The following is a 13,484-nucleotide window of genomic DNA, read 5'->3' on the forward strand; positions in this document are numbered from 1 at the left end:
TGCTATTGAATACGGATGTATTTTTGTTCTAGATTTTAATAAAGATTAATGAAAAACAATATCATTTTATCGTTGACATTCTTAATGTTTGCTTTCATGCCTTTTGGTTTGAGCGCTAAAAATCAAGAAGCAACCAGTCAGTTAGAACAAAACTTTGAACAAGAACTCAAAGACGGTTTTGTAGAAAACATCACTTCTAAGTCTGCAATTGAAGGTTTTACAGCCTCATGGAATCTAGACTATGAATTATTTGAAGAATTAAAGGAAGAAGGTTTTACCATTTCCATTCAGTACAACACAAAAATTGGTGCAAAACGCCATGAAAAAGGCTATGACAATTCAGACTGGACTGTAGTTGAGGGAATTGATTTACATAAAACAAGTTACACGTTTACTGATTTAGCTGGAGAAGAGTCGTATGTGTTTAAAGTTGGAGTAAGTAACGGTGAACATACTTTTTGGTCTGAAAAGAACAGTGCAAGTACAGAAAGAGGTTGGGGGATATTTAGGTTTTTAGTGCTGATAGGATCACTAGGAATGTTCATCTACGGGATGAAAATCATGAGTGAAGGACTTCAGCAAGCGGCAGGTTCAAGATTAAGATATTTATTGGGCTCCATAACATCGAATAGGGTTAAAGGAGTGTTAACAGGATTTGGGATTACCTCTATTGTGCAATCCTCTTCTGTTACAACGGTAATGACAGTTTCCTTTGTAAATGCTGGATTAATGACCTTGGTTCAATCTGCTGGTGTTATGATGGGAGCTAACATCGGAACAACAATTACAGGATGGATCATTAACATCTTTGGATTTAAAGTAAGTATTGGCTCGTATGCGTTGGTACTAATTGCTATTGGAGCACCAATGATGTTCTTTGGTAAACAAAGAATTAAAGCTTGGTCGAGTGCAATTATTGGATTCTCTTTATTGTTTATGGGACTTGGATTCTTAAAAGACTCAGTGCCAGAACTAGGTCCAGAATCAGCATTGGTTCAATTCTTTATTGATTTTAAAGACATTCCATTTTTGAGTACCATCCTATTCGTGTTTTTAGGAACCTTAGTAACGATTATTGTACAGTCTTCTTCCGCTGCATTGGCCTTAACAATGACACTTGTTGCTGGAGGAATCATTCCTTTTGAAGTTGCAGCAGCAATGATTTTAGGTGAGAATATCGGTACAACAATTACTGCAGAGTTAGCTTCTACGGTAGGTAACGTACATGCGAAACGATCTGCTCGTATCCATTCTTTGTTTAACGTGATTGGTGTAGTTTGGGCGATTCTTCTTTTCCCTTTCTTACTGAAAGCAATTGAGGTGTTTATGGTTTCAATAGGAGCTGGAAACCCAGTTGATAATTCGAAGGAATATGCCAACACTGGAATTGCCATCTTCCATACTGCATTTAACTTACTCAACGTTTTGATCATGATTTGGTTTGTTCCATGGTTGGTGCGTGTGGCTGAGAGAACAGTTAAATCTAAAGGTGGCGTGGACGAAGAGTTCCATTTGGATTACATTGGCGCTGGATATATGTCAACCCCTGATCTATCACTTCTTGAAGCGAAGAAAGAAATTGCAAAGTTTGGTGAATTAACCAGTAGAATGTCCAAATTCTCTCGTGACCTCCTGTTCGAAAAGAGCCGTAAAAAGCAGAAGCAATTGATTGAACGTATTGCAAAATATGAGGAAATTACAGATAGGGTTGAGGTGGAAGTAGCCAACTATTTAAGTAAAATATCAGAAGGGGAATTAAGTATTGATACTGCAATTCGTATACGTGGAATGAACAGTATTGTGAATGACTTAGAACGAATTGGAGATATTTTCTATCAAGTCTCAAAAAGTCTAGAACGTAAAGCTGAAGCGAAAATATGGTTTACACCGCATCAACGTAACCGATTGGCAGAATTGTTTGATCTAGTTGATGAAGCATTCGTTGTGATGTGTGAAAACTTAAAGAAACACTCGGCAGATGTGGAATTAGAAAGAGCAAATATGCTAGAAGGAAAGATCAACAGTAAACGTGATGAAATACGTAGCGAGTATCTTGATGCATTGTCTAAGGATGAAGAGTTACACATGAAAGGAGGAATTATCTATAACGATATCTTTGCTTCGCTTGAAAAAGTTGGAGACCATATTATTAACGTATCGGAAGGTATTGTTGGAAAAGTGTAAATACTCATTGAGCTTAATATCGTTTGAGGCGTACTTCGGTGCGCCTCTTTTTGTTTAGGGTGTTGATTTTACTTTGATGAAAAATACAGTAGGAGTGATCTCCTGCTTTGTTTTAAACAGCAATGGTTTTGTCTTTAAATCTGAGTTTTTAAATCAAGTAGCTCAGCAGAACAGCAAGCATTGCGGATAATCGTAGGTTTTTTCACCTACTTCGATTTCGTTCTGCACAAGTGTGGTGTTTTCTGATAATCGCAGATTTTTAAAAAGTTTATTTCTTAAAGAATCTTTAAGGCTTATTCTCAAATGTAATGCCGTAGCCCAGAAAATTGAGGGTAGAACCTTTAAATAAAGACTGCGCAACTTTAATTTACTGCTAAAGGGATGAAGGTTGTGAAATTGATGAAAGAGAACACCATCTGCGGATTGTTGGGGTTGGTAGGTTTAAAGCCTGAGTGAAATAAAAATGAGGTGCTGCCATTAAATACAACACCTCATGAAATTCAGTAATTAATTCTACAAGAAATTCAACGCAAGTATTAAATTCGGTATAGAATCAAGCCAACAATATAGATTTAAAATCCAACCTCAATTTGAACCCTCCATGTCAAACCGTCATCAAGCAATTGATTCTGAATATAACCCAAATCAGTCTGAACTTTTAAACTATGACCTTTAATGTATTTTGAAGCGCCAAGTGTATAATGATTTGATATATCAGCCATTGAAAAGCTTTCTGGTCCCAAGTGAGAATACCTTGCTGCCAATTCAAAATTGTTCTTGAATACATATCCTGCTTGAAGGTTCACAGCAGTTCCTGTGAAATATTGAAAAGGGGTAAAACCTCCATTTTGGTCTACAAGCATAGGACTGTTGCTGCTGGTTTGACGGATTACATATTCTCCCATCATAGAGAATCCTTTGTATTTAAACATGAAATCAGCAAAACCTGTGTATAAATCTTGTAATACAATACCGCCTGGGAAGAAAGCACCTTTATTTCCCCTGGCCCTTCCTGCTCCTGCATTTCTATCAAAAGCTACAGCAACTGCAAGTTTTGGTTTTTGTTCGCGGTAAACATCTCCACCAACATAAGCCCCTTTCTTAATGAATTTACCAAAAGGCATGAGCTCTATTTTAAATGTAGTTTGATAGCCGCCAATGTTTCCAGAAGTAATGTTTCTCCCTTCTCCTTGAGCGAATGCAGCACTTAAATGGAGTCCAAATTGCTTTCCTAATACTTTGTCGTAATGTAAACTCGCTCCAATATCCCTGTCTAAGTTAAAACGGCTATTTAAAATAGAACGATCTACAAACTGCATATCCGCTGAAGAAACCAAACGCGCTCTATTTCCAGACAGTTTAAATTGGCCCACTTTTAATGAAAAACCTTTGTAAAAGTTCCATTTAAGATAAGCGTCTAGTATTAAATTACCTCCCTCGCCATAGTATTTTGCACCTTCATGATCTAAATCTCGGTTGGAAAGTCCAAGCTCAACCTTGTAGCTTAGCTTTGGTGAATAAGCAAAACCATCAAATTTTAAGCGTGCTCTTCGAATAAGAATGTTGCTTTCTAAATTTCCTATATCATTTAAATTGTCATTATGGACATTCCAATTGGCCATGAATAAGGACTGGAAACGAAGAGATGCTTTTATACCAAATGTGGAATCTTTTGCAGTGTATTGCAACCCTTCTCCAAAGGAATAGTCCTTTACCTGTGCATAGGAATAATGGGTGAACAGTGAAGCAAATACGATGAAAATAAAAGATCTAAAATTAACCATAGATTAAATAATTATTAACTGTCTTCAATTCGTTGATAATAGAGGCTTTATGCAGCTATTTCGAAGAGGGATAGTTTGTTTTTATCCTCAAATATAAGGTTTGAATGGTTAAGCACCATTTTTTTAATGCGGATTTAACCATTGCTTAACGTTGGTATCATTTTGATAACTTAAAGGTAAAATGCAGATGACATACTCCTGTTGCTGACTGTTTATCTTTGGACAAGTTAAATTGAAAACAATGAATACAAATACAACTATACTTTTCGCAGATGATGATCCAGACATCCTAGAAATGATTACTTACAATTTGGAAAAAGAAGGTTATAATGTGGTTACAGCAACCAACGGAGAGGAAGCTGTTGCTTTATGTCGTAAAGTTCAGCCTGAATTGATTCTGCTCGATGTGATGATGCCTAAAATGGATGGGGTTGAGGTCTGCGAAACTATTCGAGAGATGGATATTCCCGTCCAGCCATTGATTGCATTTTTAACTTCAAGGTCAGAAGATTATTCGCAAATTGCAGGACTTTCAGCAGGAGGTGATGATTACATTAACAAGCCTATTCGTCCTAAGGTTTTGTTGAGTAGAATTGAAGCTTTGTTGAGAAGAGCGCCAATATCAAAAGTAGAGAAGTCCAGTTCGGAATTAAAGTTAGATACTGACCGTTTTCTCCTTTTATTCAAAGGAGAAGAATTATATTTACCCAAAAAAGAGTTTGAATTGTTGGCCTTCTTGATGAAAAAACCAGGAATTGTATCCAATAGAGATCAAATTATGAATGAGGTCTGGGGAGATGATACTATTGTTGGCGAACGCACGGTGGATGTCCATATTCGTAAACTTAGAGAGAAAATTGGGGACCAATATATTCGAACAGTTAAGGGTGTTGGCTATACTTTTGTTGAGCAATGAAAAACATAAAACCTATACATGTATTATTGATTGGAGCAGCTGCACAAATCATCTTGGTTTCTGTGTTGTTGAGTTTTTACAGCGCATATGTTTCTCCAATATCAACACTGTATATCGTGCTGATTGCTGTGGTAAGTGCTTTGCTTTTTTTTGGAATAAGTTATTTCCTATTGAAGCATTTCATCGAAGATCGTATTCAAACCATATTTAGAATTATTGACCAGGGCAGTAATGTACAAGTAAGCAAACCGAAAATTGATTTAAATACGGATATCATTGGAAAGGCCGCTGATGAATCAATGATGTGGGCCAAAGAACGAAAAAAAGAAATTGCCAAATTAAAGGAGCAGGCAGCGTTTAGACGTGAGTTTCTAGGTAACTTAGCCCATGAATTGAAAACGCCTGTGTTTAGTATTCAAGGATATATTCTTACTCTTTTAGAGGGAGGGTTGGAAGATGAAAAAGTCAATAGAAAATTCCTCGAAAGAGCTTCATTTGCAGCAGAAAGGATGACTGAAATTCTTGAAGATCTTGATCAAATCATGAATCTTGAAGTCAATCGGGTAGAATTAAGAATGGAATCCTTCGATATTGTAAAACTGACCAAAGACATCATCAATTCATTTGAAGAGAGGGCTTTAGAAAAGTCGGTGAAAGTAAGGATGGCAAAAAAATATGAACCACTTTATGTGAAGGCGGATCGTCCTAAAATCAGTCAAGTCTTAACAAATCTGATCGCCAATTCAATCAATTACTCTAAAATTAATGGTGAAACTGTGGTCCGTTTCGAAGTAGTCAATCAGTCGCTAATTACTGAGGTTTCGGACAATGGAATTGGAGTCGCTGAGAAAGATATTCCGCGACTTTTTGAGCGATTTTATCGTGTTGAACAAAGCAGAAATAGGGAAGAGGGTGGTTCTGGTTTAGGACTGGCCATTTGCAAACACATCATCGAATCGCATAAGGAAACAATTGGAGTGAAAAGTAAGCTCGGCGAAGGAAGCACCTTTTCATTTTCATTAAGAAAATCTCCAAAATCGATTTAATTTTAATTGTTTGAAAGTCAGATTTCTGGTCATAGAAAACTACGCACGACCCAGAATGGGTCAACTGTTGATAACCCCGTGTAAGCGAAGGGCGATTTGGGGTTGTAAACTCAATCGATAATTCTGTTTTGGCCGCATTTTATCGCGAAGCAAAATAAAAATGATGACAAAACAATGGCAAGCAGAAGCTCAACCAAAAGTTTGTTGTAAACAAGCCCAATTGATCAAACTAAAACTTCGAAGACAAGCTAACAAGAAAGTTATAAATCATGAAAATTGATTCTCGCTTTAATTATTTGAAAATCAATCTATGGCCCTAAAAAACTGCACACGACCCAGAATGGGTCAACTGTTGATAACCCCGTGTAAGCGAAGCGCAACTCGGGGTTATGAACTCAACTGATGATTCTGTTTTGGCGGTATTTTTATCGCGAAGCAATATAAAAATGATGACAAAACAATGGCAAGCCAAAACGCTGTCTACCCGCATAGCGTATGTCCGAAACTTTAGTTGTTAAAAACCACGTCTCGAAAAATTTGAGACGTGGTTTTTCTTTTCGCTATTTCAGGAAAGAACAAAAATTCAGGTCCTAAATTTCAACCGTACAAAATCATATAAAACCTATTTTTAGATATATAGAACTTCATTTTTAGACTTTTTTTATAACTTGTCAAAAACGAGCGTATGCTTTATCGGATATTAAAATTTATTATAGGTGTTGGAATTCGCTTGTATTACAGTGAAATTAAGGTGAATAATAAGCAGTATCTTGCTGCAGGTAAAAAGCCCATGATCATCATTGCGAATCACCCCAATACTTTGATGGATGCATGGGTAATTGGAATGGTGTGTAATCAGCCGATTTATTACATGGCAAAAGCCACTCTGTTTGATTCAAAATTCAAATTAAAACTGTTGACCTCTCTAAACATGATTCCCATCAACCGAAAAGGGGAAGGCGTAACCAAGGGGGTGGATAATCAACATTCTTTAAGCGCATGTTACAAAGTGTTGAGCGAAGGAAAAACATTAGTTATTTTTCCCGAAGGAACTTCATATAAAGAAAGGGTGCTCAGAGAACTGAAAACCGGTACCGCTCGCATTGCCTTAGAAACCGAAAAAATGAATAAGGGTCAACTCGATTTGCAAGTTGTTGCGGTTGGCATTAACTATTCTCAACCCGAACGTTTTCGCAGTAATATATACATAGATGTAGACCAACCCAGAACGGTGATGGATCATTATGAACAGTACTTAACGGAACCAAAAACTGCAGTTTACAGTCTGACCGATCAATTCAGAAGCCGATTGGAAAAAGTCTTGGTGACTACAGAAACCAAAGAGGAAGAAGAACTCTTGGATGATATTTACAAGGTGCTGAATACGAAATATGTTCCTTCAGATGAAAAAGGAGTGCAACGACAAGTGAATGAACTTAAGGACATTAAAAATAAATTGGATGAATTGAAATTGATTCAACCATGGAGAGTCGAAGAAATTAGGCAGAAAATAAAGGCCATCAATTGGAAACTCGAAAAGATGAATGTCCGTGCAGACTTTTTGGATAGAAAATTTAGATCGACCTTATTTTTTAGGCAATTTTTGACTTCTCTGATCTTTATTTTGATTGCTTTGCCTTTGGCAGTCTTTGGAGTATTACATAACATATTTCAATATTTGTTTACCGACTGGTTAGTCCCTAAACTGTCCTCAGACATAGAGTACTACGCACCGCTCGCTATTATGGTAGGAATTCTCCTGTATCCATTGTCTTATGCAGGATTTTTAATTGCTGGTCATCACTTATTTGACCTAAGCTGGTTGGGGATGACCATATATCTGATGCTTATGCCACTGACAGGTGTCTTCGCGTATTGGTTTTTTAAGTATTTAAAACACATAAGTTACAAGTGGAGATATATGCTTTTGATGGTCAGCAGAAAAGATACTTTACAGGAATTACAGTCAGAAAAAAAACGATTAAAGGAATTGCTTTTTGATGACTAAACTCAGAAGTTTTCTATTTAGAATTCCCAAGGTTGATTCTAATAAATAACGTATTTTTGTTGAACATTATAATTCAATCTTTTTAGGGATGAGGAAAGTTATTTTATTTGCTTTAACAATGTTTTTAATCACAAGTTGTGGAGAAGAAGAGAAACCAACACGACCAGAAGTGATCAAAGAAACGTATAGACCTTTGACTGTCTTAGATGAAAACGGGAAATATACTGAATGGTATCCTGGCCATAAACAAGTTAAAATTACTGGTCGAAAAGACAAAGAGGGTAAGCGTACAGGGATATGGAAGTATTATTCTGAGCAAGGAACTGAATTGAGCATCACTTTATACAAGCAAGGATTAAGAGATGGACACATCATTGTGAAACACCCCAACGGTGCAATCCATTATTCAGGTGAATACCTAAACGATGAGCCAATCGGAGAGTGGAAGTTCTACGATGAACAAGGTCAACTCGTTGAAACCAAAAATTATTCGAAGTAAAAATGTCTAGAATTCCTTCACATATCATTGATGAAATCATGAATACTGCGCGTATTGAAGAGGTCATTGGCGAATATGTGCAATTGAAAAAATCTGGATCAAATTATAAAGGACTGAGCCCATTTACAGAAGAAAAAACACCTTCTTTTATGGTGAGTCCAGCCAAGCAAATTTTTAAATGTTTCTCTACAGGAAAGGGAGGAACCGCAGTTTCATTTTTAATGGAATTGGAACAATTCAGTTATCCTGAAGCTCTTAGGTGGTTAGCAGAGCGCTACAATATTCAATTGCCAGAGGCCAAGCCTTTGTCGCCAGAGGAGCAACAAGAACTTACAGAGAGAGAAAGTCTGCAAATCATTAATACCTACGCAAAAGACTTTTTTGTTGATACCATTAAGAATACCAATGAAGGAAAAAACATTGGGTATACTTATTTTAAAGAAAGAGGATTTAGAGATGATACCATTGAAAAGTTTCAACTGGGGTACTGTCCAAGAAGTGAAAAATCTTTTACCGATACTGCGCTGGAGAAAGGATACAAGCAAAAGTATTTAGAACAACTTGGATTAACCAAGACCAGCAACGACAGGAAATTCGATTTCTTTAGCGGAAGGGTGATTTTCCCCATTCATTCTGTGTCAGGAAAGGTATTAGGATTTGGTGGGAGAACCTTACAAACGAATTCAAAAACAGCAAAATATTTTAATTCTCCGGAAAGTATCCTTTACGATAAAAGTAAGGTGCTGTATGGAATTTATTTTGCGAAAAACGAAATCATTAAACAAGACAATTGTTTTTTAGTTGAAGGATATACTGATGTAATTAGTTTGTCGCAATCTGGTGTTGAAAATGTAGTTTCAAGTAGTGGAACTTCCCTTACAAAAGGTCAGATTAAACTGATTCAAAGGTACACGCAAAACATTACCGTTTTATACGACAGTGATGCAGCAGGAATTAAGGCTTCTTTTCGAGGAATTGATTTGTTGTTGGAAGAAGGAATGAGCGTTAAAGTGGCTTTGTTCCCTGAAGGTGAAGACCCAGATTCCTTTGCGAAAAGCGTAAGTACAGAAGAGCTAAAGGCTTATTTACACGAGAATCAAAAAGACTTTGTCGGATTTAAAACCGATGTTTTACTTGAAGGAACAGAAAACGATCCTATCCAACGTGCTGGGTTGATTAAAGAAATTATAAGCTCTATCGCCTTAATACCGGACAGTATCACACGTTCTGTTTACCTCAAACAAACGGCAGATCAATTCGAGATTGAAGAGCAGACCTTGTTGAATGAGTTGAACAAAATTCGACGTAGAAAACAAAATGAAAGTAGAGGACTTCCAGTTCCACAAGAGGAGGCAGACGTTGAGTTCATAAAGAAAAAAGCACCGAAGCAAGGTGAAAGTACCCTCAGAGATTTCTACGACCAAGAGTTTGACTTACTCAGAATATTAGTCCTTTATGGAAGTCGTGCAATCGAACTAGAGGAAGCACCTGAAGAAAACACAGGTGAACCTGTAGAAGTGAGTGTGGCTGAATTAATTATTCATGAGTTGCAAAAAGATGACTTAAGTTTTCATAATCCTTTGCTTCAGAAGATTTACTTGCTTTGTGTACAAGGACTTGAAGAAAATATATTTTATGAACCTGCGCGTTTTTTGCGTCATGAAGATCCAGAAATAGTGAGCTTCGTTACAGATATTATGTCGCCACGTTATGAACTGAGTCGAAAGTGGTTGAGTGATTTTAAGATTGAAACAACGGAGGAAATACATAAAATACCACAAGCGGTTAAGGAATCACTTTATGCGTTTAAGAATTCTGTGATAATGAGAAGAATTGAAGAAATTCAGGAAGAGTTAAAGAACAATATGACCTATGAACCTGAGGTGGTAAATGAGTTGTTGAGTGAACAAATTCTACTTGAACGAATTAAAGGAAGGTTCGCAGAGCAACTGGGACGAATAATTTTATAATTGAAAGACCATGTTTACATTATTTCTTGATTTTACTATAGGTACTTATAAGGCTTCCTTTTTGGTGGTCCTTATTTGGATTGCAACCATTGTGGTGACAATCATTTTCAATCGATTCATTAAACGTATCTTAAGTCGTTACCTCAAAAAGCCCAACATAAAAATTAAGGGAACGCGAATTACTTTATTGAGAGTGTTGAATCAGGTCTTGTATTTGGCCGCTTTTGTGGTCGGATTTCAGGCTTTTAGACTCGAAAATGAGAACATTTCTATACGCGAATTTTTAAGCTACGATATTGTTCCGAAAATGGCTGACGGTAAATTCCACCTGAGCATGATGGATGTGATTACCATTATTTTCGTGTTTGCACTTTCTCGTTTTATTATCAACATCTTTAAAATTTATATTGATCGTAGATTTACAGGGAATAAAGACTTTGATGAAGGAACGCGATTCGTTTATATTCAACTCGCGAAATACATCATTTATACTTTTGCGACCATCATCTCATTGCAATTCCTGTTTTCTGATTTAAGTGTATTGTTGGCAGGTTCTGCAGCGGTTTTTGCTGCTTTAGCTTTAGGACTTCAAGGCATGTTCAGGGATTTGGTTTCTGGGATTGTCTTGCTTTTTGAAGGAACCGTGAAAGTAGGAGATATCGTTCGTTTTACAAGTCCAGTTACTGGGGAAGACATAATTTCTAGGGTCTTGAAAATTCATGTGAGAACGGCTAAAGTTGAAACACGTGATGGAAACACCTTGATTATTCCAAACTCTTTATTGACACAAGATAAAATAGAAAACTGGACCTTCAATCAAGGGCCTACTCGTTTTCATATCAATATGAGAATTGCCTATGGTACAGACACAGAGTTGGTGAAGAAAATCCTAAAACAAGCTGTTTTAAGTCACCCCGAAGTGAAAAAAACCAAAGGGGCTTCAGTACGAATTATTAACTTCGGTGAATATGCCCTAGAAATGGGTGTCGTGTTTTGGGCGGAAGAGAAATGGTTCTCCGATTACTATATGTCTGAAATCAGATTTGAAATCGACAGACTCTTTAGAGAACATGGAATCAAAATTCCTTTCCCACAACGAACAATACACATGTCACAAGAAGATCGTCCCAATTATGGGAAGTCTTCGGGGCTTGATGCAATTAAAGAGTAAGGAAAACTTCTTCTTGATCTTCTGCTTTCTGCCCCTAAAAACGATTCACACTTATCCTTGATGAGGTCGTATATCCTTCACCATTAATTGAGGTGTGGTTCTTCCTCTAAATTGATTTTCTTCTAAGGTGAAAACCATATCAAATGCTCCTTGGGTTACAATGTCTAAAGCTTCTGGACATTTGAAGTAAATAGCATCAATGTGTTTTTGGAAATCGGGTTGATAAACCTTCATTTTTAAATGCTCATCTTTTAAAAGCTTCGCGCCATGGGCATATACATTTCTTGCCACAAACAAAGGCTTCATGTTTTCTGGACCATGTGGTTCAAACTGCTTTAAAACTCGCATCAGTCGTGGAACTTCGTAAATAGATTCACCGAGATTAAATAAATGACCAAAAGGCAATTCTTTTTCTATGATTTGCTCCGGAATAAGACTTTCGCTACCAATGATTTTACGTACCTCCTCATCAAACAATTCAATAAAACGAGGTAGGTGCTCACCTTTTAAGGTTAACCCAGCAGCAAAGTAATGTCCTCCAAACTTTTCTATCACTTCACTGCACTGTTCTAAGATATCGTACATATTCACACCTGCTATGCTTCGTGCTGAACCTGTCCAAGTTTCACCATCTTCAGATTGGGTAAGTACTATGGTAGGACGATAATGCTTTTCGATTAAACGTGAGGCAACAATTCCAATTACTCCTTTGTGCCAGTCGGCATCATAAACTACAGTTGTACATTTTTGTTCAAAGTTTGAATCGGCTTCAATTGCCGCCAAAGCTTCCTCAGTGATGTTTTTATCAAGTGCCCTGCGCTCTTCATTATAATCATGAATGGTTTGGGCTATTGTTCTGACCTCCTGCTCATCTTTAGAAGTTAAGAGTCTAACTGCTTTTTTAGCATCATCGATTCGCCCCGCAGCATTAATTCTTGGTGCGATTGTGAAAACAATATCGGTAAAAGACAATGGTTTTTCTTTCTTCGCAAGGTTCAGCATGGTGTCGATACCATAACGAGTGTTCTCATTCAGTTGTTTAAGTCCATATTGCGCGAGTATTCTATTTTCTCCTGTGACCGGAACAATGTCAGCCGCAATACTAATGGCAAGTAAATCTAAATCGGCTAAAAGAGGAGTTTCATCCCATTGATTTTTCTGTATTAATGCCTGCAAAAGTTTAAATCCAACGCCACAACCTGAGAGGTCTTTGTAAGGATATGAACAGTCTTTTCTTTTGGGATCGAGCACTATAGCCTCAGGAAGATGCTCTCCTGGAGTATGGTGGTCGCAAATGATTACATCTACACCAAGTGTATTGGCAAGTTCCACTTTGTCATTGGCTTTAATTCCACAATCAAGTGTAATAATTAAAGAAAACCCTTGCTCATGCGCCACACGAATTCCTTTTTCACTCAAACCATATCCCTCTTCATAACGATCTGGAATGTAGTAAGCGACTAAATCTGTCAGTTGCGATAGGTATCCATAAACTAAGGACACTGCAGTGGTTCCATCTACATCATAATCTCCGTAAACCATGATTTTCTGCCCTTCTTCAAGTGCATTATTGAGTCTGTCCACCGCTTTATCCATGTCTTTCATTAGAAAAGGATCGTGTAATTCATCAAGTGTTCCTCTGAAAAAAGAACGTGCAGCATCGAAATCTGTTATACCTCGTTGGACTAACATATATGCTACAACTTCAGAAACATTCATTTCTTTTTTTAACGCTTCTACTTTATCTAAATTTGGAGCGTCTTTAATAAGCCATTTTGTATTCATTTCCTGGTAATTTTGATTTAGGTCTTATTTAAGTTAGGAAAAATATTGAGGTATTCTAATTAATTATGGGTGAAAATAATTAAAAGTGAATAATTAAAAATGATAAATGTATAATTAATAA

The 13,484-nt window shown here is 36.9% G+C and carries 9 protein-coding genes; 7 read left to right on the forward strand and 2 right to left on the reverse strand.

Going from position 1 to position 13,484, the window contains the following annotated elements; all coding sequences use genetic code 11:
* Positions 1 to 48: 48 nt before the first annotated feature.
* The gene (locus tag ACN0U3_RS12310) at positions 49 to 2,184 is read left to right on the forward strand and encodes a Na/Pi cotransporter family protein (protein WP_417266455.1); all 2,136 of its coding nucleotides are present in this window, start codon (positions 49 to 51) and stop codon (positions 2,182 to 2,184) included.
* Positions 2,185 to 2,756: 572 nt separating this feature from the next.
* On the opposite strand, the gene ACN0U3_RS12315 is transcribed toward ACN0U3_RS12310, so the two are convergent.
* Positions 2,757 to 3,968 carry a porin gene (locus ACN0U3_RS12315; protein WP_417266456.1) on the reverse strand — a complete coding sequence of 404 codons (1,212 nt, stop codon included), beginning with the start codon at positions 3,966 to 3,968 and terminating at the stop codon, positions 2,757 to 2,759.
* 241 nt (positions 3,969 to 4,209) lie between these two features.
* Between ACN0U3_RS12315 and ACN0U3_RS12320 the strand changes: the two genes are divergently transcribed.
* From ACN0U3_RS12320 to ACN0U3_RS12345, 6 genes are all read left to right on the forward strand, one after another.
* On the forward strand, positions 4,210 to 4,884 hold the full coding sequence (locus ACN0U3_RS12320) for a response regulator transcription factor (RefSeq protein WP_417266457.1): 675 nt from the start codon (positions 4,210 to 4,212) through the stop codon (positions 4,882 to 4,884).
* Positions 4,881 to 5,930 (forward strand): sensor histidine kinase, encoded by a 1,050-nt coding sequence (locus ACN0U3_RS12325; RefSeq protein WP_417266458.1) that lies wholly within the window; start codon positions 4,881 to 4,883, stop codon positions 5,928 to 5,930. Before ACN0U3_RS12320 ends, ACN0U3_RS12325 begins: the two co-directional genes overlap by 4 nt.
* Positions 5,931 to 6,615: 685 nt before the next feature.
* Positions 6,616 to 7,938, forward strand: coding sequence for a 1-acyl-sn-glycerol-3-phosphate acyltransferase (locus ACN0U3_RS12330; RefSeq protein ID WP_417266459.1), 1,323 nt, complete (start codon positions 6,616 to 6,618; stop codon positions 7,936 to 7,938).
* 88 nt (positions 7,939 to 8,026) lie between these two features.
* Positions 8,027 to 8,437, forward strand: a complete 411-nt coding sequence (locus tag ACN0U3_RS12335) for a toxin-antitoxin system YwqK family antitoxin (RefSeq protein ID WP_417266460.1) — start codon at positions 8,027 to 8,029, stop codon at positions 8,435 to 8,437.
* A gap of 2 nt (positions 8,438 to 8,439) precedes the next feature.
* A complete protein-coding gene (gene dnaG / locus ACN0U3_RS12340) occupies positions 8,440 to 10,407 on the forward strand; it encodes a DNA primase (RefSeq protein WP_417266461.1) in 1,968 nt (655 codons plus the stop codon).
* Positions 10,408 to 10,417: 10 nt separating this feature from the next.
* Positions 10,418 to 11,578 carry a mechanosensitive ion channel family protein gene (locus ACN0U3_RS12345; protein WP_299207651.1) on the forward strand — a complete coding sequence of 387 codons (1,161 nt, stop codon included), beginning with the start codon at positions 10,418 to 10,420 and terminating at the stop codon, positions 11,576 to 11,578.
* A gap of 51 nt (positions 11,579 to 11,629) precedes the next feature.
* Here ACN0U3_RS12345 and recJ read toward each other — a convergent pair whose 3' ends face one another.
* Positions 11,630 to 13,363 (reverse strand): single-stranded-DNA-specific exonuclease RecJ, encoded by a 1,734-nt coding sequence (gene recJ, locus ACN0U3_RS12350; RefSeq protein ID WP_417266462.1) that lies wholly within the window; start codon positions 13,361 to 13,363, stop codon positions 11,630 to 11,632.
* Positions 13,364 to 13,484 lie beyond the last annotated feature (121 nt).

It is taken from the genome of Brumimicrobium sp., from assembly GCF_048268645.1.
GTDB classification, from domain to species: domain Bacteria; phylum Bacteroidota; class Bacteroidia; order Flavobacteriales_D; family Crocinitomicaceae; genus Brumimicrobium; species Brumimicrobium ulvae.

Excerpts from the sequence above, each read along its gene's own strand:
- ACN0U3_RS12310 (WP_417266455.1), top strand. The coding sequence starts at position 49 with ATGAAAAACAATATCATTTTATCGTTGACATTCTTAATGTTTGCTTTC.
- ACN0U3_RS12315 (WP_417266456.1), bottom strand. The coding sequence starts at position 3,968 with ATGGTTAATTTTAGATCTTTTATTTTCATCGTATTTGCTTCACTGTTC.
- ACN0U3_RS12320 (WP_417266457.1), top strand. The coding sequence starts at position 4,210 with ATGAATACAAATACAACTATACTTTTCGCAGATGATGATCCAGACATC.
- ACN0U3_RS12325 (WP_417266458.1), top strand. The coding sequence starts at position 4,881 with ATGAAAAACATAAAACCTATACATGTATTATTGATTGGAGCAGCTGCA.
- ACN0U3_RS12330 (WP_417266459.1), top strand. The coding sequence starts at position 6,616 with ATGCTTTATCGGATATTAAAATTTATTATAGGTGTTGGAATTCGCTTG.
- ACN0U3_RS12335 (WP_417266460.1), top strand. The coding sequence starts at position 8,027 with ATGAGGAAAGTTATTTTATTTGCTTTAACAATGTTTTTAATCACAAGT.
- dnaG (WP_417266461.1), top strand. The coding sequence starts at position 8,440 with ATGTCTAGAATTCCTTCACATATCATTGATGAAATCATGAATACTGCG.
- ACN0U3_RS12345 (WP_299207651.1), top strand. The coding sequence starts at position 10,418 with ATGTTTACATTATTTCTTGATTTTACTATAGGTACTTATAAGGCTTCC.
- recJ (WP_417266462.1), bottom strand. The coding sequence starts at position 13,363 with ATGAATACAAAATGGCTTATTAAAGACGCTCCAAATTTAGATAAAGTA.